The organism is Catellatospora sp. IY07-71 (genome assembly GCF_018326265.1).
Classification (GTDB): Bacteria; Actinomycetota; Actinomycetes; order Mycobacteriales; family Micromonosporaceae; genus Catellatospora.
Genome location: NZ_AP023360.1, coordinates 4,226,929 through 4,245,593 on the forward strand (window position 1 = coordinate 4,226,929; position 18,665 = coordinate 4,245,593).

19 protein-coding genes are annotated in these 18,665 nt (G+C 73.3%); 13 read left to right on the forward strand and 6 right to left on the reverse strand.

Annotation, left to right across the window (positions count from 1 at the left end; genetic code table 11):
• Window positions 1-51 precede the first annotated feature (51 nt).
• The 7 genes from CS0771_RS18920 to der all read left to right on the forward strand — a co-directional run bounded on the left by CS0771_RS18920 (window position 52) and on the right by der (window position 5,116).
• Complete coding sequence (locus tag CS0771_RS18920; RefSeq protein ID WP_212842212.1) at window positions 52-771, forward strand: hypothetical protein; 720 nt, start codon at window positions 52-54, stop codon at window positions 769-771.
• A 61-nt stretch (window positions 772-832) separates the two neighbouring features.
• Window positions 833-1,417, forward strand: coding sequence for an NUDIX hydrolase (locus CS0771_RS18925; protein WP_244870879.1), 585 nt, complete (start codon window positions 833-835; stop codon window positions 1,415-1,417).
• 3 nt (window positions 1,418-1,420) lie between these two features.
• The gene (locus tag CS0771_RS18930) at window positions 1,421-2,167 is read left to right on the forward strand and encodes an endonuclease V (protein WP_212842213.1); all 747 of its coding nucleotides are present in this window, start codon (window positions 1,421-1,423) and stop codon (window positions 2,165-2,167) included.
• On the forward strand, window positions 2,145-2,561 hold the full coding sequence (locus CS0771_RS18935; protein WP_212842214.1) for a YbaB/EbfC family nucleoid-associated protein: 417 nt from the start codon (window positions 2,145-2,147) through the stop codon (window positions 2,559-2,561). Before CS0771_RS18930 ends, CS0771_RS18935 begins: the two co-directional genes overlap by 23 nt.
• Window positions 2,561-2,905 (forward strand): hypothetical protein, encoded by a 345-nt coding sequence (locus CS0771_RS18940; protein ID WP_212842215.1) that lies wholly within the window; start codon window positions 2,561-2,563, stop codon window positions 2,903-2,905. The genes CS0771_RS18935 and CS0771_RS18940 overlap by 1 nt, the downstream gene beginning before the upstream one ends.
• A gap of 121 nt (window positions 2,906-3,026) precedes the next feature.
• Entirely contained in the window at window positions 3,027-3,695 is a 669-nt protein-coding gene (gene cmk / locus CS0771_RS18945) for a (d)CMP kinase (protein ID WP_244870880.1), read from the forward strand.
• Entirely contained in the window at window positions 3,692-5,116 is a 1,425-nt protein-coding gene (gene der, locus CS0771_RS18950; RefSeq protein ID WP_212842216.1) for a ribosome biogenesis GTPase Der, read from the forward strand. Before cmk ends, der begins: the two co-directional genes overlap by 4 nt.
• 64 nt (window positions 5,117-5,180) lie before the next feature.
• Here the strand turns inward: der and CS0771_RS18955 are convergent, their stop codons facing one another.
• Window positions 5,181-5,393, reverse strand: coding sequence for a heavy-metal-associated domain-containing protein (locus CS0771_RS18955; protein ID WP_203754569.1), 213 nt, complete (start codon window positions 5,391-5,393; stop codon window positions 5,181-5,183).
• An 87-nt stretch (window positions 5,394-5,480) separates the two neighbouring features.
• Here CS0771_RS18955 and CS0771_RS18960 point away from each other — a divergent pair, with 87 nt between their 5' ends.
• From CS0771_RS18960 to mscL, 4 genes are all read left to right on the forward strand, one after another.
• Window positions 5,481-6,566: a type III polyketide synthase gene (locus tag CS0771_RS18960; protein WP_212842217.1), complete on the forward strand. Its 1,086-nt coding sequence runs from the start codon at window positions 5,481-5,483 to the stop codon at window positions 6,564-6,566.
• Window positions 6,567-6,570: 4 nt separating this feature from the next.
• Window positions 6,571-7,083, forward strand: coding sequence for an isoprenylcysteine carboxyl methyltransferase family protein (locus CS0771_RS18965; protein WP_212842218.1), 513 nt, complete (start codon window positions 6,571-6,573; stop codon window positions 7,081-7,083).
• A 27-nt stretch (window positions 7,084-7,110) separates the two neighbouring features.
• Window positions 7,111-8,142 (forward strand): NAD(P)/FAD-dependent oxidoreductase, encoded by a 1,032-nt coding sequence (locus tag CS0771_RS18970; RefSeq protein ID WP_212842219.1) that lies wholly within the window; start codon window positions 7,111-7,113, stop codon window positions 8,140-8,142.
• 61 nt (window positions 8,143-8,203) lie between these two features.
• The gene (gene mscL, locus CS0771_RS18975) at window positions 8,204-8,641 is read left to right on the forward strand and encodes a large conductance mechanosensitive channel protein MscL (RefSeq protein WP_212842220.1); all 438 of its coding nucleotides are present in this window, start codon (window positions 8,204-8,206) and stop codon (window positions 8,639-8,641) included.
• 11 nt (window positions 8,642-8,652) lie between these two features.
• Here mscL and CS0771_RS18980 read toward each other — a convergent pair whose 3' ends face one another.
• Window positions 8,653-10,785: a protein kinase gene (locus CS0771_RS18980; protein WP_212842221.1), complete on the reverse strand. Its 2,133-nt coding sequence runs from the start codon at window positions 10,783-10,785 to the stop codon at window positions 8,653-8,655.
• Between the two features lie 224 nt (window positions 10,786-11,009).
• Between CS0771_RS18980 and CS0771_RS18985 the strand changes: the two genes are divergently transcribed.
• A complete protein-coding gene (locus CS0771_RS18985; RefSeq protein WP_212842222.1) occupies window positions 11,010-11,642 on the forward strand; it encodes an alpha-ketoglutarate-dependent dioxygenase AlkB in 633 nt (210 codons plus the stop codon).
• 7 nt (window positions 11,643-11,649) lie between these two features.
• Here the strand turns inward: CS0771_RS18985 and CS0771_RS18990 are convergent, their stop codons facing one another.
• Window positions 11,650-11,886, reverse strand: a complete 237-nt coding sequence (locus CS0771_RS18990; protein ID WP_212842223.1) for a hypothetical protein — start codon at window positions 11,884-11,886, stop codon at window positions 11,650-11,652.
• A 116-nt stretch (window positions 11,887-12,002) separates the two neighbouring features.
• Here CS0771_RS18990 and CS0771_RS18995 point away from each other — a divergent pair, with 116 nt between their 5' ends.
• Window positions 12,003-13,238, forward strand: a complete 1,236-nt coding sequence (locus CS0771_RS18995) for a threonine/serine exporter ThrE family protein (protein WP_212842224.1) — start codon at window positions 12,003-12,005, stop codon at window positions 13,236-13,238.
• Window positions 13,239-13,555: 317 nt separating this feature from the next.
• On the opposite strand, the gene CS0771_RS19000 is transcribed toward CS0771_RS18995, so the two are convergent.
• From CS0771_RS19000 to CS0771_RS19010, 3 genes are all read right to left on the reverse strand, one after another.
• Entirely contained in the window at window positions 13,556-16,036 is a 2,481-nt protein-coding gene (locus CS0771_RS19000) for an RNA helicase (RefSeq protein ID WP_212842225.1), read from the reverse strand.
• Window positions 16,037-16,270: 234 nt separating this feature from the next.
• Entirely contained in the window at window positions 16,271-16,522 is a 252-nt protein-coding gene (locus CS0771_RS19005) for a hypothetical protein (RefSeq protein WP_212842226.1), read from the reverse strand.
• A gap of 130 nt (window positions 16,523-16,652) precedes the next feature.
• Window positions 16,653-18,662 carry a PIG-L family deacetylase gene (locus CS0771_RS19010; protein ID WP_212842227.1) on the reverse strand — a complete coding sequence of 670 codons (2,010 nt, stop codon included), beginning with the start codon at window positions 18,660-18,662 and terminating at the stop codon, window positions 16,653-16,655.
• Window positions 18,663-18,665: the final 3 nt, after the last annotated feature.

Here is an 18,665-nt window from a genome sequence, read left to right on the forward strand (position 1 = left end):
CACTTTCGAGGACGGATGCGGGGGTGGGCCCTGGTCGGTACAGTGCCGCGAGTGAGCGACACCCCTGGCGCGCCGCTGCCCCCGCCGGTCGATCCCTGGGCGGGCCGGGACGGGCACACCTTCACCATGGGCATGGCCTCGATCCCGGCGCGGACCGCCCCCACGGCGCCGGAGCCCGGGCCGCAGGTCGTGTACGTCGAGCGGCCCCGCCGTCGCCGCTGGCCCTGGGTGCTCGGCGTGCTGACGGCGCTGAGCCTGGGGTGCTGCGGGGTGCTGGCCGCGGTCACCGCCCCGATGCGGGAGCAGTGGCCGGTGCGCGCGGAGATCGGCGGCAAGGTCGCCGGGCTGGTGCGCGACGACAGCGCCGAGGTGCGCAACGCGGCCGACGAGCTGATCGTCAAGATCCACAAGGAGCAGGACGTACGCGACGCCGCCGTGGCCAAGCTCGACGAGCCGAAGGGTGGCGCGCGGCCGGTCGTGCTGATCGTGGCGACCAGGTTCATCCTCGACCCGGGCGGTGAGCTGGACAGAGCGCTCGACGGCGTCGGCCGGACCGCGCTCACCGACCGGCGCGCATACGCGGCGGGCACCCGCGGCGGCCACGTACGCTGCGGCAACACCAGGGACGCCGACAGCGGCGAGCCGGTGGTCGCGTGCGCCTGGATCGACCACGGCAGCCTCGGCATCGGACTGTTCCACGGCGGGCGGTCCATGGACGACAGTGCCGCGCTGCTGCGCCGCATCCGGGACGAGGTCCTGGTCAAGGGCTGATCGGCGCGGTTGTCCACAGGGCTGCGCCCGCATCCGGCTCCGGCGCACTAGCATCGGCCGGGTGAGCGAGACCCTGCGGACCGACCTCGAACCTCCGGCGACCGGCGACGCCGACCTGCACGCCGACGCCGTACGCCTGCTGGCCGGCTGGACGCCGCCGCCCGGCGCGGCCGACGACTGGGCGCGGACGACCGCCCTGCTGGCGCAGGGTCCCCAGGTGATGGGCAAGCCGCACGCGGGCGCGCACGTGACCGCGAGCGCGGTGATCGTCTCGGCCGACCGGTCCCGGGTGCTGCTCTGCCTGCACGGCAAGTTCGACATCTGGTGCCAGGTCGGGGGGCACTGCGAGCCGGAGGACGCCACGCTGGCCGCTGCCGCGCTGCGCGAGGCGACCGAGGAGAGCGGCATCGCCGGGCTGGTCGTCGACCCGGTCCCGGCCGACGTGGACGTGCACCACGTGACCTGCGCGGGGCGGCCCAGCCTGCACCACGACGTGATCTTCCTGGTGTACGCGCCGGAGGGCGCGGTGGAGCAGGTCAGCGAGGAGTCGCACGCGCTGGGCTGGTTCGATCCGGCGAAGCTGCCGCACCCGCTGGGCAGCGACACGGAGCGGGTGGTGCGCAGCGCCCTGGCCAGGCTGGGCTGAGCGATGCTGGTGCCGCACGACCCGTGGCCGACCGGTGCGGCCGAGGCGCTCGCCCAGCAGGAGGCGCTGCGCGCCCGGGTGGAGCCGACCGGCCCGCCGGTGACCGCGCGCACCGCCGCCGGGCTGGATGTGTCATACGAGGACGACGGCGACACCGGCCGGGCCGTCGCCGCCGTGGTGGTGCTGGACGTGGCCACGCTGGAGGTGGTCGAGACGGCCGTCGCGTCCGGCCCGGTGACCTTCCCGTACGTGCCGGGCCTGCTGGCGTTCCGCGAGCTGCCGGTGCTGACGGAGGCGCTGGAGCGGCTCACGGTGACCCCGGACGTGCTGGTCTGCGACGGCTACGGGGTGGCCCATCCGCGCCGTTTCGGCCTGGCCTGCCACGTCGGCGTGCTGACGGGGCTGCCCACCTTCGGCGTGGCCAAGACGGCGTTCGTGGTCCGCGAGTCCCCCGCGCCGGGTGCGGCGGCGGAGCAGACCATCGGCGGCGGACACCAGGAGCCCGGCCCGCGCCGCGGGGACTGGGCCCCGCTCACCGACGGGACCGAGACGCTGGGCCGCGTGCTGCGCACCCAGCCGGGGGTCAAGCCGGTCTTCGTGTCCGTGGGCCACCGCATCGACCTGGACACCGCGACCGCGCTGACGCTCGCGCTGGCCCCGCGTTACCGCCTGCCGGAGACCACCCGGCAGGCCGACCAGCTCTCACGCCGCCTGCTCGGAGGTCTGGATGCCGCCCACCGTCGACCGTGACGCCAACGCCGCGCTGCGGGCCCGCTTCGACGAGGTGCACGCCCGCTACACCCACCTGCGCGAGAACGTGGGGGAGCTGCAGCGGCAGCTGGCCGGGCTGGAGGTGTCGCTGGCCTCGCCGGACGGCACGGTCACCGTGGTGGTCGGCGCCCGAGGGCAGCTGCTGCGGCTGAAACTGCACGAGCGGGCGTACGCGGCGCACCGGCCGGACCGCCTCGCCGAGCTGATCACGCAGACCACGCGCAAGGCGGAGCAGGCCGCGGCCGAGGCTACGGCGGAGCTGGTGGCCCGCGCGGTGCCGGGCGAGACCGGCGTGCCGGAGCTGCTGCGCGGCGGCGACCTGGGCGCGCTGCTGCGCCGCCACGACGAGACCATGGGCTATCGGGAGGCGTGATGACCGCACCGGGACCGCGGATCGACCTCGACGCTCCGGCCGCGCGCGACGCGGCCCGGCGGCTGCACGCGGTGGGCGACGCGATGGCGCGCGAGCGCGGGCTCAGCGGCGCCCGCATCGAGCAGGGCGGCGCGCGGCGGCCGTGGGGCGGCGACGAGCTGGGCCGGGCGTTCGCCAAGGAGTACGCGGACGGCGCGGCGCTGCTGCTGCGGCTGTGGGGTGACGCGGCTCACCGCACGGCGGCGCTGGCGGTCGACGTGGCCACCGCGGTGGACCGGGTGCAGGGCGTGGACCAGCAGAGCGAGGCCCGGCTGCGGACGGCTGAGCGTACGGTTTCCGTGTGACCCGTGGGTCTGCTGTGCGCTGAGGGACGTGTTCTGCGCCGCGTTCGGGCCCTCTGCCTGATCGGGGTCCGGGCGCACCGGGCAGAATAGGAGCATCAAATCTAGGGTCGGAGGATCGGTCGTGGCTGAGCTGCGGTGTGTGGTGGCGGTGGACGGGCCCTCGGGCTCGGGCAAGTCGACGGTGTCGCGTCGGCTGGCGCAGCGGCTGGACGCCCGCTACCTCGACACGGGCGCGATGTACCGGGCCGTGACCTGGGCCGTGCTGCAGTCGGGGGTCGACCTGGCCGACGCCGACGGCATCGCCAAGGTGGTCGTCGACTGCGAGCTGATCATCACGACCGACCCGGCGCAGCCCTCGATCAGCGTGAACGGCGAGAACGTGGACGCCCCGATCCGCGGCGCCGAGGTGACCTCGGCCGTGTCCGCGGTGGCCGCCGTGCCGTTTGTACGGCAGGTGCTGGTCTCCCGCCAGCGCGCGATCATCGAGGAGTCCGCCCGCATCGTGGTCGAGGGGCGTGACATCGGCGCGGTGGTCGCCCCCGACGCCGACCTCAAGGTCTACCTGACCGCCTCCTCCGCCGAGCGGGCCCGGCGCCGCAGCGCCGAGAACGCCGCCGACCACGCCGCGACCGAGGCCGACCTGGCCCGTCGCGACCACCTGGACTCCACCCGCAAGGTCGACCCGTTGCAGCAGGCCACCGGCGCGGTGGTGCTCGACTCGACCGAGCTGGGCATCGATGAGGTCGTCAGCGAGATGTATCGCCTGGTGACGACGAGGAAGGCAGTATGACGACGGACAAGTGGACCGAGCTGGAGGTCGTCGAGCAGCCCGTGCCGGAGCAGCCCTCCGCCACGGCGACCGTGACCCCGCAGCCGGTCCTGGCGGTGGTGGGCCGCCCCAACGTGGGCAAGTCCACCCTCGTCAACCGCATCCTCGGCCGCCGCCAGGCGGTCGTCGAGGACATTCCGGGCGTGACCCGAGACCGGGTCGCGTACGACGCGGTGTGGTCGGGCCGGAAGTTCACCGTGGTCGACACCGGCGGCTGGGAGCCCGACGCCAAGGACCGGGCCGCCGCCATCGCGGCACAGGCCGAGGCCGCCATCGCCGCCGCCGACGTGGTGCTGTTCGTGGTCGACGCGGCCGTGGGCGCCACCGACGACGACGCGGCCGCCGTGAGGATGCTGCGCCGCAGCTCGAAGCCGGTGCTGCTGGTGGCGAACAAGGCCGACAACCAGAACATCGAGTTCGAGGCGCACGGCCTGTGGTCGCTCGGCCTGGGCCAGCCGATGCCCGTGTCGGCGCTGCACGGCCGCGGCTCGGGCGACCTGCTCGACGCGGTGCTCGCCGCGTTCCCGGAGCAGGCGCCGCTGGAGGACCACGTGCCCGGTCCGCGCGGCCCGCGCCGGGTCGCGCTGGTGGGCCGCCCCAACGTGGGCAAGTCCAGCCTGCTCAACCGGCTGGCCCGGGAGGAGCGCTCGGTCGTCGACTCGGTCGCCGGCACCACCGTCGACCCGGTCGACTCGCTGGTCCAGATCGGCGGCGAGACCTGGCAGTTCGTCGACACGGCCGGCCTGCGCAAGCGCGTCGGCAAGGCCAGCGGCACGGAGTACTTCGCCTCGCTGCGCACCGCCGCCGCGATCGAGGCGTCCGAGGTGACCGTGGTGCTGCTGGACGCCAGCGAGGTCATCAGCGAGCAGGACCAGCGCCTGCTGTCGATGGTTACCGAGGCCGGGCGCGGCGTCGTGCTCGCCTTCAACAAGTGGGACCTCGTCGACGGCGACCGGCGGCACTACCTGGACAAGGAGATCGAGCGGGAGCTCAAGCGCATCCCGTGGGCGCTGCGCGTCAACATCTCCGCGCTGACCGGGCGGGCCGTCGAGAAGCTCGCGCCGATGCTGCGTACCGCGCTGGCCAGCTGGGAGAAGCGCATCCCCACCGGCCAGCTCAACCAGTGGCTGACCGCGCTGGTCCAGGCGACGCCGCACCCGGTGCGCGGCGGCCGGGCCCCGCGCATCCTGTTCGCGACCCAGCCCAGCGTGGCGCCCCCGAAGTTCGTGCTGTTCACGACGCAGCCGCTGGACCCGGGCTACGTCCGGTTCGTCGAGCGCAAGCTGCGCGAGGAGTTCGGCTTCGAGGGCAGCCCGATCGACATCTCGGTCAAGCCGCGCAAGGAGAAGGGCCCCGGCGGCCGCGGCCGCACCCACGGCTGATCGCCTTTCAGCGCGACACTCCCGCCATGCTGTCCGTACAGCGTGGCGGGAGTTTTCGCAGCCGCTACAGCAGCACCGTGCGGTAGCCGTGGGCCTCGATGGCGCGGGCGACGTCGCCGGTGGTCAGGCGGGCCGGGTCGAACTCGACCTCGGTGCGTCCGCCGTGGACCGTGGTCCAGCTGCGGGTGACCCCGGGCAGCTTGGCCACCGTCTCGTCGATGAGCTGCGCGCAGGACCCGCAGTGCATTCCGGACACGGCGAACGCGTGCTTGCTCATGCTCGAACTCCCCGATCTGGTGACGGCCTACGCGATGCCTAACGGCAGATCGTGTGTAAGGGCACGCCTGGGCGGTACTGTCAGTGCATGATTCACATCGATGTGTCATCGGCGCCGCAGGTGTCGGCGGTGCGGCTGGCGTTCCCGGCGCACCGTTACCGCCAGGAGGACATCGTCGCCGAGTTCACCGCGATGTGCCTGCCCGGTGAGCACCCGGGCCGGGAGGTCTTCACCCGGTTCGGCCGCACCACCGGCGTGCAGACCCGGCACCTGGCCCTGCCGCTGGAGCAGTACGCCGGGCTGACCGGGTTCACCCAGGCGAACGACGCGTTCATCGAGGTGGCGCTGCAGCTGGGCGAGGCCGCGCTGCGCGCGGCGCTGGACGCGGCCGGGATCCGCCCCGACGAGGTCGATCTGATCGCGACCACCAGCGTCACCGGCCTGGCCGTGCCGTCGCTGGAGGCGCGGCTGGCCCTGAAGGCGGGGCTGCGCCCCGACGTGAAGCGGCTGCCGTTGTTCGGGCTGGGCTGCGTGGCCGGGGCGGCCGGGGTCGCCCGGCTGCACGACTACCTGCGCGCCTGGCCGGACCAGGTGGCGGTTCTGCTGGCGGTGGAGCTGTGCTCGCTGACCGTGCAGCAGGAGGACACCACGCACGCCAACCTGGTCGCCTCCAGCCTGTTCGGCGACGGCGCGGCGGCGGTGGTGATGGTCGGCGCCGGACGGGCCGCCGACACGCCCGGCCGCCCCCGGGTGCTGGCCACCCGCAGCCGGCTCTACCCCGACACCGAGCAGGTGATGGGCTGGCGCATCGGCTCCAGCGGCTTCCGGATCGTGCTGTCCACCGAGGTCGCCCCGATCGCCGAGCGTTTCCTCGGCGGCGACGTGCGCGGCTTCCTCGGCGAGCACGAGCTGGATCCGGCGCAGGTGGCGACCTGGGTGTGCCATCCCGGCGGGCCGAAGGTCATCGACACCATCGAGCGGGTGCTCGACCTGCCCGGCGACGCGCTGCTGCCGACGCGGCGCTCGCTGGCCGACAAGGGCAACCTGTCGTCGGTGTCGGTGCTGGACGTGCTGCACGAGGCGATGGCCGCCGCGCCGCCGTCCGGCGAGCCCGGTCTCATGATCGCCATGGGGCCGGGGTTCTGTTCCGAACTCGTCCTGCTGAGGTGGTGAGGCGTTGCTCCCGTACACCCTGCTGATCCTCGCCGTGGCCGGTGAGCGCCTGGTGGAGCTGGTGGTGTCCAAGCGCCACGCGCGCTGGGCGCTGGCCCGCGGCGGCCGCGAGTACGGCCGGGGCCACTACCCCTACATGGTGGCCCTGCACACCGCGCTGCTGGCCGGCTGCCTGGCCGAGGTGTGGCTGCTGGACCGGCCGTTCCTGCCCTGGCTGGGCTGGCCCATGCTGGCGCTGGTGCTGGCGAGCCAGGCGCTGCGCTGGTGGTGCGTGACCACCCTGGGCCCTCGCTGGAACACCCTGGTCATCGTGGTGCCGGGGCTGCCGCTGGTGGACCGGGGGCCCTACCGCTTCCTGCGCCACCCGAACTATCTCGCCGTGGTCGTAGAGGGCATCGCGCTGCCGCTGGTGCACACCGCCTGGCTGACCGCGCTGATCTTCACGCTGCTCAACTTCGCGGTGCTCGCGGTGCGGATCCGCGTCGAGGATCGCGCGCTGGCCGAGGCCGTCGCATGAGCGCCCGCCCCGGCCGCGGGACGTGGCGTGAGCTTTGACACCGACGTGCTCGTCGCGGGCGGGGGACCGGCCGGGCTGGCGACCGCGCTGCTGGCACGGCGGGCGGGGCTGAGCGTGGTGGTCGCCGAGCCGCGGCCGGGTCCGGTCGACAAGGCCTGCGGCGAGGGCCTGATGCCGGGCGGCCTGGCCCGGCTGCTCGCGCTCGGCGTCGACCCGGCCGGGGTGCCGTTCCACGGCATCGCCTACCGCGCCGGGTCACGCTCGGCCCAGGCCCGCTTCGCGGCCGGGCCGGGTCGCGGGGTGCGCCGCACCACCCTGCACGCGGCGCTGCGCGACCGCGCCGCGCAGGCGGGGGTCGGCTGGGTGGCCGAGCGCGTCGGCCAGGTGCGGCAGGACGCGCACGGGGTCACCGCGGCGGGGGTACGCGCACGCTGGCTGGTCGGCGCCGACGGCCTGCACTCGCGGGTCCGCCGCGAGTCCGGCATCGCCTCGGCGGCCGGCCGCCCGGCGCGGTTCGGGCAGCGTCGGCACTACACCGTCGCGCCCTGGTCGGACCTGGTCGAGGTGTGGTGGTCGGCGCACGCGGAGGCGTACGTGACCCCGGTCGCCCCGGACCTGGTCGGTGTCGCGGTGCTGCACCGGCGCGCCGGGCACGGGTACGAGCGGCTGCTGGACGGCTTCCCCGAGCTGCGGGAACGGCTCGGCGGCGCGGCGGCCGGTCCGGTGCGCGGTGCGGGCCCGCTGCGGCGCACGGTCGGCGCCCGGGTGGCGGGACGGGTGCTGCTGGTCGGCGACGCGGCCGGTTACGAGGACGCGCTCACCGGCGAGGGCGTCAGCCTCGCCCTCGACCAGGCCGAAGCCGCCGTGGCCGCGCTGACCGGCGGCGACCTCGCCGGGTACGAGGCCCAGTGGCGGCGGCGCACCCGCACCTACCGGCTGCTCACCCGGGGCCTGGTGCTGCTCACCGCCGCCCGGCCGGTGCGCGCGGCGGTGGTGCCGCTGTGCGCCGCGGTCCCGCCGCTGTTCCGCGGCGCGGTCAACACCCTGGCCGGTGGATAGGGCTGGAGATCACGGTGTCGCACCCGTCAGGAACCCGGCGTTCTCGGATACGGTGTTCGGCATGCTGAACGGTTTCAAGAACTTCGTCATGCGCGGCAACGTCGTGGACCTCGCGGTCGGTGTGGTCATCGGCGCCGCCTTCTCCTCGCTCGTCACCCAGTTCACGAAGTCGTTCCTGGAACCGTTGATCAACCTCGTCGGCGCCAAGCCGGACGGAGCCGGCGGCTCGTTCCCGCTCGTGCACGACGACAACCCGGTGGCCTGGGGCGCGTTCGTCAACGCGCTGATCGCCTTCGTGCTCACCGCGGCGGTGCTGTACTTCCTGGTCGTGCTGCCGATGAACAAGCTGGCCGAGCGGCGCAACAAGGGCAAGGAGCCCGAGCCGGCCCCGGTGACCGAGGACATCCGGCTGCTCACCGAGATCCGTGACGCGCTGGTCGCGGCCCGGGTGCCCGCGCAGGCGGTGCACAAGGAGAACGACCACGCCAGCGATCGCTGATCAGCGGCTGATCAGCGACGGGGCTCCAGCGCGAAGGCGATGACGTCGGCGCGCTCCGGGAACGGCGGCGGGACCAGCACCGCGTACCCCACCGGATGGCGGATCACGATGCGCTGCACGTCGCCCTCCTGAAGGCCCGGCAGCGTGCCGTTCCACGGCGTGCGGCCCTCGGCGTCGAACGCGGCCACGTTGTCCGCCGCGATCGCGTAGACCAGGCTGCCGTCGGGCGCCGGGGTGAGCCGGGCGCCGCGCAGGTTCTTGCCCCAGATCTCCACGCCGGTGCCGAGCCGGAGCCCGACGATCCGGTCCGCGCCCAGCACCACGGTGTCGCCGATCACCGCCAGGCTCACCACCGGCCGCTCCCAGGTCTTCGTCCACCGCTCGCCGCCGTCGGACAGCCGCAGCACCCGGACGTGGTTGCCGTCGCGGAAGATCACGTCCGTCCGGCCCAGCCGCGCTTCGGCCCGGCGCCAGCCCTCGTCCGGCGGCGGCGGGCCGCCGGGCGGCCCGCCGTCACCGGGTCCACCTGGACCGCCGGGGCCGCCGGGTCCCTGACCCTGCTCCTTGGGCGGCAAGGTGTAGCGCACGCTCCAGCGCTGCTGGCCGGTCGCCGCCTCGCGCAGGGTGAGCCAGCCGACGCCGTTCAGCTCCCGGCGGGTGACCAGCCACTCCGTGTCCGCCACGAGCGGCGTCTCCTGCACCGGCTCCTGCCAGAGCTGGGCGCCGGCCCGGTTGAACGCCCGCAGCTGCGGGCCCTGCGGCGCGCTGACGTCGAAGAACACGCGGTCCGGCGCGACGGCCAGCTCGCGTACGATGCCGCCGGTGTCGATGCCGAAGCTCTTGACGCCGGACGCGGTCTCGATCCGCCACGCCTGCCGCCCGGAGACGGCCAGCACCGCCGACCCCCAGTCGTGCACGTCCAGCGGTTCGATGTCCAGCGGGATGCTCCACGCCTGCCCGCCGGTGGGCGGGTCGACGGCGAACACGCGCGGCCCGTCGGTGCCGGCGATCCGGCCGGACTCCCCGATCACCAGGCGGCGCGGCGCGTTGCGGGTCCGGGAGGCGTACGTCCACAGCACCGACCCGGCCGTCACCGCGGCGCTCGGCGATACGCCGAGCCCTGCGGCCGTCGGGGCGGTCTGCGGCGTTTCCGTGCCGTCCTGCGACAGCGCCCACGCCCCGCCAGCAGCCAGGCCGAGCAGGCCGACCGCCCCGCCGACGAGGATCGGCCGGCGCTGCCACAGCTTCGGCGTGCCCCAGGTGGGCGCCGGCGGCACCGGCAGCGCCGGCATCCCGGGCAGCTGCGCGATCCGGGGCTGGAACCAGCCGGGCACGGGCGTGGAGACCCCGGTGCCGATGAGGATGCGGGACAGCTCGCGCGCGGTGGGCCGGTCGAACGGGCGCAGGCTGATGCAGCGCACGATGAACGGCCGCACCTCGGCCGGCACCGGGCTCAGGTCGAAGCGGCCCTGGGTGACCTGGTTGATCTGCTCGAACATGCTCCCGCCCGAGATCAGCGTCCGGCCGGTGGCGGCGAAGTACAGCGTCGCGCCGAGGGAGAACACGTCGCCCGGCGGCCCGGAGTCCTCGCCCTGGATGCGCTCCGGCGCCATGTACGACGGGGTGCCCACGTTGACGCCGGTGGTCATCCGCTCCGCGTCGGAGGCCAGCGCGATGCCGAAGTCGATGATGTGCGGGCCCGCGTCGTCCAGCAGCACGTTGGCGGGTTTGAGGTCGCGGTGGGTGAGCCCGGCCCGGTGGATCGAGGACAGCGCCTCGGCCAGGCCGGTGGCCAGGGTCTTCACCGCGGACACGTCCAGCGGGCCGCCGGACAGCACCCGCTGCTCCAGGCTCGGCCCCTCGATGTAGGTGGTCGCCAGCCAGGGCGACACCGCCTCGGTGTCGGCGTCCACCACCGCGGCCGTGAACAGCGGGTTCACCATGCGCGCGGCGGCCACCTCACGGCTGAACCGGCGCCGGAACACCGGGTCGGCGGCCAGCTCCGGCCGGATCACCTTGATCGCCACGTACCGGCCGCTGGGGGACTGGCCCAGGTAGACGCGGCCCATGCCGCCCCCGCCGAGCACGCCGACCAGGCGGTACGACGCGATGGAGTGCGGGTCGGTGGTTTCCAGCGGCCTCATGCGACACCCTCAGTCGGCTCCCAGGTTGCGACTTCCGCGCGGATACTATCCCCGTCTATCCCTGTCGGCCGGTTAGACACCACATGGCACCGTCGGGATTGGATTCACCGTCTGGGAGCGCTTAGGCAGCCATCATGCCCTGGCGTCCGGTTCGCCGCACACCCACCCCCAGCGAATTCCGTGGATTGGTACTGCTGTTCGAAGTCGGCGTAGAATGCCTGTTCATGGGGCACGCACACCAGCCGTCGATGTTCGATCTCGCCGAGCGGGCCACCCTCGGGCCGCTGGCCGGAGCGGTGACCAGGCAGCCGCTCACCCGGGGCGCCTGGGTCGACCACCTGCCCGGCTGGGTCGGCGGCTCCGAGCAGGTGCTGGAGGTCCTGCTGGAGCAGGTCGACTGGCGCGCCGAGCGGCGTGAGATGTACGAGCGCGAGGTCGACGTCCCCCGCCTGCTGCGCTGGTACGGCGCCGACGAGCCGCTGCCGCACCCGCTGCTCGCGCAGGCCCGCGCCGCGCTCAACGCGTACTACGGGCCCGAGCTGGGTGAGCCGTTCACCACCGCGGGCATGTGCCTGTACCGGGACGGCCGCGACAGCGTGGCCTGGCACGGCGACACCATCGGGCGCGGCTCGCACAGCGACACCATGGTCGCGATCGTGTCGTTCGGCGAGCCGCGCCCGCTGATGCTGCGCCCGCGCGGCGGCGGCGAGCACAGCATCCGCTTTCCGCTCGGCCACGGTGATCTGGTGGTGATGGGCGGCTCGTGCCAGCGCACCTGGGAGCACTGCATTCCCAAGACGGCCCGTCACGTGGGTCCCCGGGTCAGCGTCCAGTTCCGCCCGGCCGGAGTCGCCTGACCGGGGCCTACTCGGCGCCCCGGCCGAGGCGCTCGCGCAGCTTGCCCCGGCGGTCCTCCAGCACCGCGATGAGCGCCTCCTGCTCCTCGGCGCTGCTGATCAGCAGGCTGGTGTCGCCCGGGTCGCCGGGGCCGTCCTCCCGGTTGCCGACCTCGTCCCGGATCTGCTGGGCCTGGCTGCGCAGCTCCGCGATCATCGAGTCGACCTGCTGCAGCTCCCACTCCATCGCATGCTCACCACTCATGCGTTCATTGTCCGCTTTCGCCCCACCGGGCGCGCCCCAATCCGCCCGCCGGCGGGTTCCCGCATGCTGGACGGCGGGGGATGTGCGGGCGGGGTGGGGTGATTCATACTTCCGCGGTGAGCGTGCCGCCCGAGAATCTGCTTGAGTTCCTCCGCCAGTGCGGGGTGGCCCTCTGCCTGGCCGGGGAGTCGGCCAACCGGATCCCCGACGAGCTGGTCGCCCTCGCCGACGCGTACGGGGTGGACGACGTGGAGTTCCTCGTCGTGCCGACCGGGGTGTTCGTGCGGTCGCGGGGCGGGGGCGGGGTGGTCGTGGACTTCGCCAACGCCGACGGGCCGCCGCTGCGGCTGGACCAGATCGATCAGCTGTACAAGCTGTTCGAGCAGGTCAAAGCCGCGCCCATTCCGCCCGCCGAGGGGATCGTGAAGGTGCGGGACATCCTCGACGCGCCGCCCCGGCACGGGAACCTCGTCCCGGTGCTCGGGCACGGGGTGCTCACCGTCGGGATCGGGCTGCTGTTCGTCCGGGACGGGCGGGCGCTGGTCAGCCTGGCGCTGCTCGGGCTGCTGGTGGGCGTGCTGCGGCTGGTGGCCGAGCGAGTGCAGGTGCTCTCGCTCGCGCTGCCGGTGGCTGCGGCGATGCTGGTGACGTTTCTGGCGTATCGGTACAGCCCTGAGCTGGGGGCGGATCCGGCGAGTCTGCTGATTCCGCCGCTGGCCACCTTCCTGCCGGGAGCGGCGCTCACGCTGGGGGCGCAGGAGATGGTCACCCGGTCGATCATCAGTGGCGCGAGCCGGCTCGTGTCCAGCGTGTATGTGCTGCTGCTGCTCACGTTCGGGATCTATGCGGGGATGCAGCTCGCGGGGCCGGTGCAGGACGTGCCGGTGCCGGAGCAGCTCGGGCAGTGGGCGCCGTGGGTGGGGGTGCTGGTCTTCGGGGTCGGGATCTACCTGAACAGTGCGGCGCCGTCGCGGTCGCTGCCCTGGCTGATCGTGACGCTGTTCCTGGCGTACGGGGCGCAGTTCCTGGTGGGGTCGTGGACCGGTGGTGTGTTCGCGGCGTTCGTGGGTGGGTTGCTGATCGTGCCGCTGGCGAACGCGGTGCAGCGGCTGGGTGGGCCGCCTGCGCAGGTGGTGTTCCTGCCGTCGTTCTGGCTGCTGGTGCCGGGGGCGCTGAGCCTGGTGGGGGTCAGTGGCCTGACGGGGCTGGTGGAGCTGTCGGCTACGGGGCGGTCGAATCTGATCACGGCGTTTCTGACCGTGGTGGCGGTGTCTTTGGGTGTGCTGGTCGGGTCGAGTCTGCTGTCCAATGTGACGGCGAGTTCGCGGCTGTATACCTCGCGGTCCGCCTGACTTCGTGCGGGCCTGCCGTTCAAAGCGGGCTGGCGAGGAGGGGGTGGGCGGGGCTCGGCGGTCGGTGCCGCGTCGAGGCGGGCGCGCGTTCAAGATCGGCGTTTCGTGTCAGAAAGTGTGGTGTGGCCATAGGTTTCGACACGAAACGGCGATCTTCGCTTGGCCGGAGCGGGGTGGGCGGGTTGGAGATCAGTGTCTCGTGTCGAAAGCTGGGCTAGGACCACAGGTTTCGACACGAGACAGCGATCTTGGTCACGCGCCGCGCCGCGCCGCGCCGCGCCGCGCGGGGCGGGACGGGGCGGCGCCGCGCGGGGCGGTTAGGCGCCTAGTTGGCCTACGTCGGTGATGGTGAGGACGGCCTGGCCGGCCTCGTCGGAAGCGGCCAGGTCGACCTCGGCGCTGATGCCCCAGTCGTGGTGGCCGTCGGGGTCGTCCAGGATCTGGCGGACCTTCCAGACGTCCTTGCCCTGCTCGATGATGATGCGGGCGGGGCCGCGGGCGTCGGGGCCGATGCCGATCTCGTCGTACAGCTCGAAGTACGGCTCCAGCGCGTCGCGCCAGGCGTCGCTGTCCCAGCCGGCTTCGGCGTCCAGCTCGCCGAGCAGGTCCCAGCGGCGGCGGGCGGCCAGCTCGACGCGGCGGAACAGGGCGTTGCGGACCTGGACGCGGAACGCGCGCACGTTGCGGGTCACGGCGGGCGGGGCGGCCTCGACCGGCGGGGCGCCGGGGTTGGTGAGCTGCTCCCACTCGTCGAGCAGGCTGGAGTCGACCTGGCGGACCAGCTCGCCGAGCCACTCGATGACGTCGTGCAGCTCCTCGGTCTTGGCGTCCTCGGGCACGGTCTGGCGCAGCGCCCGGTACGCGTCGGCCAGGTAGCGCAGCACGAGGCCCTCGGAGCGGGCCAGGCCGTAGAAGCTGACGTACTCGGTGAAGGTCATGCCCTGCTCGAACATGTCGCGTACCACCGCCTTGGGGGACAGCCGGTGGTCGTCGACCCACGGGTGGCCCTTGCGGTACGACTCGAACGCGACCTCCAGCAGCTCCTCGAGCGGCTTGGGCCAGGTCACACCCTCGAGCAGCGCCATGCGCTCCTCGTACTCGATGCCGTCGGCCTTCATCTGCGCGACGGCCTCGCCCTTGGCCTTGTCCTGCTGGGCGTAGAGGATCTGCCGGGGGTCCTCCAGCACGGCCTCGATGATCGACACGACGTCGAGCGCGTACCCGGGGGAGTTCTTGTCCAGCAGCTCGATGGCGGCCACCGCGAACGGCGACAGCGGCTGGTTGAGCGCGAAGCCGAGCTGGAGCACGTCGGTGACCCGGATGCGGCCGTCCGCGCCCTGCTCGACGATGCCCGCGGTGCGCAGCGCCCGGTAGATCGAGATCGCCCGGCGGATGTGCTTACGGCGCGCGGCGGGGGTCTCGTGGTTGTCGGTGAGCAGGTGGCGCATGTTGTCGAAGGCGTCGCCGCCGCGCTCGATGACGTTGAGCACCATGGCGTGGCTGACGTGGAAGCTGGAGGTGAGCGGCTCGGGCTCGGCGTTGACCAGGCGCTCGAAGGTCGGCTGGGCCCAGCCGACGAAGCCCTCCGGCGGCTTCTTCTTGACCAGCTTCTTCAGCTTCTTCGGGTCGCCCGCGGCCTTGGCCACGGCCTTCTCGTTCTCGACGACGTGCTCGGGCGCCTGCACGATGACGGTGCCGAGGGTGTCGTAGCCGGCCCGCCCGGCGCGTCCGGCGATCTGGTGGAACTCGCGCGCCTTGAGCAGCCGCATGCGCTGGCCGTCGAACTTGTTCAGGCCGGTGAACAGCACGGTGCGGATGGGCAGGTTGATGCCGACGCCGAGGGTGTCCGTGCCGCAGATGACCTTGAGCAGCCCGGCCTGGGCCAGCTGCTCCACCAGGCGGCGGTACTTGGGCAGCATGCCCGCGTGGTGCACGCCGATGCCGTGGCGGACCAGCCGGGACAGGGTCTTGCCGAAGCCGGCGGTGAACCGGAAGCTGCCGATCAGCTCGGCGATGGCGTCCTTCTCGGCGCGCGTGCTCATGTTGATGCTCATCAGCGCGCTGGCCTGCTCCAGAGCCGCGGCCTGGGTGAAGTGCACGATGTACACCGGGGCCTGCTTGGTGGACAGCAGCTCCTCGATGGTCTCGTGCAGCGGCGTGGTGACGTACGAGTGGATCAGCGGCACCGGCCGCTCGCCGGAGCTGACCACGGCGGTGGGCCGCCCGGTACGCCGGGTGAGGTCCTCCACGAATCGGGAGACGTCGCCCAGCGTGGCCGACATCAGCACGAACTGCGCGTCCTCCAGCTCCAGCAGCGGCACCTGCCAGGCCCAGCCCCGGTCCGGCTCGCTGTAGAAGTGGAACTCGTCCATCACGACCTGGCCCACGTCGGCGTCCGGCCCGTCGCGCAGCGCCAGGTTGGCCAGGATCTCGGCGGTGCAGCAGATCACCGGGGCGTCGGGGTTGACCGCCGCGTCGCCGGTCATCATGCCCACGTTCTCCGGGCCCAGCGCCGCGCACAGCGCGAAGAACTTCTCCGAGACCAGCGCCTTGATCGGCGCGGTGTAGAAGGTGCGCTTGCCCTGGGCCATGGCCGCGAAGTGCGCGCCGAGCGCCACCATGCTCTTGCCGGAGCCGGTGGGGGTGCTCAGGATCAGGTTCGCCCCGGAGACGATCTCGATCAGCGCCTCCTGCTGGGCGGGGTAGAGCGAGATGCCCTGCTCGGACACCCAGGTGGAGAAGGCGTCGAACAGCGAGTCAGGGTCGGTGCTGCCGGGGAGGTGATCAGTAAGCGCCATGGTCCGTAAATAGTCTCACGTCGCCGCCCCGGCCTGCCGCAGCGCCAGCCCCGCCTCCCCTCACCCGGTGACCCGCCTCACTCCCTCGGGTGCCCTAGATCATGACGATCTTGCGCGAAGTGTTGGGGATATGCCCGGAAGGGGCGTGTCGTCCCCACAGGTCACGCAAGATCGGCGCGGCAGGGGAGAGGGGCGGGTCGCGACGCAGTCGCGGCCCGCCCCGGGAGCCCAGGGTCAGCGCTTGGGCTGGTTGTGCTTGGGCTGGTTGGACTTCTTGGACTTCATGGTGGTCGGCGAGGCGCCCTCGTGCTGCTGTTTGCGCTGCATCGTGGCGGTGGCCGCCTGTTCATGCTCGGCGCCCTCGTGGTTCGTGGTGTGCGCGCTCATGCCGGCGGTCGCCTGCTGCTGCGAGGCGCCCGCGTGCGGGGCGTTCTCGGCGCGGTCGGCGCGGGAGTCGTGGTCGGGTCGGTTGCTGTTCTTCGCCATTGCTGCGAGCCTCCTCGGGCTGGCCTCAGCGCTGTGCTGACGCCCACGATCACGCTAAGAGAGCGGCGGCGGTCAAGGCGGCAGAATGGACATTCTTGGCGTACCGGTTGGTAACGAAGGGAAACCTCGCTCACACCTGGGACAGCGTGGGTGGGCCGGGGGCGGCGCGCCAGGCGAGTTTCGTGCCGGATCCGTCGAGCCGGCAGGTCCAGAGGTGCCCGTCCACGCCGAGGACCGCGGCGTACGCGGTCCCACCGGCGTCCACGGCGACCGCCGGCGCGCCGGTGAACAGGACTCCCGAGCCGTGCCAGACCGGCGGCTCGCCGGGCGGGTGCGGCTCGGTGACGTCGACGCGTCCCTCGTCGTTGCGGCGCACCAGCCGCAGCAGCCCGTCGCGCAGCAGCCCGGCGACCGCGCCGGTGCCGCCGTTGGCCTTCACCGTCGAAGCGCCGGTGTCCTGCGCGATGGTCAGCGTGGCCCCGTCGGCCTGCCCGGCGAGCACGGGCCCGTCCTGCCCGTTCAGCGTGCGGGCCACCGCCAGGGTGCCGTCCATCGATCCGTGCAGCAGCGTCCGCCGCCTGCCGAAGCGGCCGCCGGGGCTCTCCCTGGTCCAGCACACCAGCTCGTCGTCGGTCACCGCGTAGAGGTCGGTGCGGGCGCCCGCGGTGACCGCCACCAGCGCGTCCCGGACGCCGCCGCCGTCCAGGCCGGTCCACGGGCCCCAGCCGCCGCCGGGGGTGGCCTGCCGCACGCTGACCCCGCGGGAGAAGTCGCGCACGAACAGGGTCAGCCCGCCGCCCGCGTCGGCCACCGCGTACGGCATGCCCAGCTCGCGGGCCCGGACCGGGTCGCCGCCCGCGTCCGGGTTGCCCACGTCGGTCCAGGTGAACCCGGCCCCGGGCCGCTCCTGCACGCCGTGCACGACCACCAGCCGCGGCCCGGCCACGTCCAGCTCCTGACGCACCCCGAACAGGTGCAGCCGGCCGTCGGCGGTGAGCACCGTGTCCAGGTGCGGCACCAGGTGCTGCCCGCCGACCGGCACCGGCGCGGCCCAGTCCGCCTCGCCCGCGTCGCGCCGCCACATCACCGCGGTGCCCGCGAACACGGCGAACGCCGACAGCCCACCCGCGTACGGGACCAGCCAGGCGGTGCCGCCCGGGTGGCGGTAGGTCTGGCTGCGGCCGTAGCGCTTGTTCCGGGCACCGGCGCCCACCTGCAGGTCGCCGCACCCGTACGGCACACCGCAGTCGTGCCCGTCCGCCCAGCCGTAGATGTCGAGATAGGAGAACTTGCGCTCGTAGACGGCCGGGCTGAGATTCCGTGGCCAGTACTTGTTGAAGTAACCGCGATAGCTCTGCACCTGCACGGCCGGCCCGCCCGCGGCCCGGTGCCGCCGCACCGCCTCGTAGGCGAAGTACGCCGCGTAAAGGTGGTCCTGGTGGTCGGAGTAGTCCGCACCGTCGTCGGCGTCGTACTTCAGGTGCTCCGGGGCCGGGTCGAGGGTGCGCACCACCGTAGGCGCGCCGGTGCTCAGCAGCGAGGCCAGCACGGCGAGCACGTCGTCGCGGCGCAGCCGGCCCGGCGCGGGCAGCGGGCTGTCGGTGGGCCGCAGGTAGGGCTGCTCGTCGCGGCGCCCGGTCCACAGCCAGGCCAGCCGGTTGGACCCGCCGTCCGCGGCGTCCAGCGGCGCGCGCAGGTTGAGGAACGCCAAGGTGACGTGCGGTTTCGCGGCCAGCGTGGCCGTCTCGAAGACCACGTCGCCGGGCAGCCTGCGCACCTCCCGCCGCCACGCGGCGTCGCGGTCCCCGGTCGCCATCGCCGCGTACGCCGCCCGGATGCCGTACTGGCGCGCGGCGGCGTACCCCTCGTAGTCGGGCTCGTCGTCCTGCGGGGCGTTGACCCCGTTGGCCTCGCCCGCGGTGAGGTAGACGCTCGTCACCGGGCACCCCTCGGCCAGCGCCTGCAGCACGTCCGGGTTGAGGAAATACAGGTCGTCGTCGGGGTGGGCGCAGACGTTCAGGAACGCGGCCTGCCGCGCCGCCTCGGCGGACCAGACGCGTTCCCAGGGGCGGCCCAGCCCCAGGGCGATCGCGCCGCCGCCGGCCAGCAGCAGGGCGCTCAGCGCGGTACGACGGTGCAAAGG

Coding starts and splice junctions, on each gene's coding strand:
- CS0771_RS18960 (WP_212842217.1), top strand. CDS start 5,481: ATGATTCACATCGATGTGTCATCGGCGCCGCAGGTGTCGGCGGTGCGG.
- CS0771_RS19005 (WP_212842226.1), bottom strand. CDS start 16,522: ATGGCGAAGAACAGCAACCGACCCGACCACGACTCCCGCGCCGACCGC.
- CS0771_RS18940 (WP_212842215.1), top strand. CDS start 2,561: ATGACCGCACCGGGACCGCGGATCGACCTCGACGCTCCGGCCGCGCGC.
- CS0771_RS18990 (WP_212842223.1), bottom strand. CDS start 11,886: ATGAGTGGTGAGCATGCGATGGAGTGGGAGCTGCAGCAGGTCGACTCG.
- CS0771_RS18930 (WP_212842213.1), top strand. CDS start 1,421: ATGCTGGTGCCGCACGACCCGTGGCCGACCGGTGCGGCCGAGGCGCTC.
- CS0771_RS19000 (WP_212842225.1), bottom strand. CDS start 16,036: ATGGCGCTTACTGATCACCTCCCCGGCAGCACCGACCCTGACTCGCTG.
- mscL (WP_212842220.1), top strand. CDS start 8,204: ATGCTGAACGGTTTCAAGAACTTCGTCATGCGCGGCAACGTCGTGGAC.
- CS0771_RS18955 (WP_203754569.1), bottom strand. CDS start 5,393: ATGAGCAAGCACGCGTTCGCCGTGTCCGGAATGCACTGCGGGTCCTGC.
- der (WP_212842216.1), top strand. CDS start 3,692: ATGACGACGGACAAGTGGACCGAGCTGGAGGTCGTCGAGCAGCCCGTG.
- CS0771_RS18980 (WP_212842221.1), bottom strand. CDS start 10,785: ATGAGGCCGCTGGAAACCACCGACCCGCACTCCATCGCGTCGTACCGC.
- CS0771_RS18935 (WP_212842214.1), top strand. CDS start 2,145: ATGCCGCCCACCGTCGACCGTGACGCCAACGCCGCGCTGCGGGCCCGC.
- CS0771_RS18985 (WP_212842222.1), top strand. CDS start 11,010: ATGGGGCACGCACACCAGCCGTCGATGTTCGATCTCGCCGAGCGGGCC.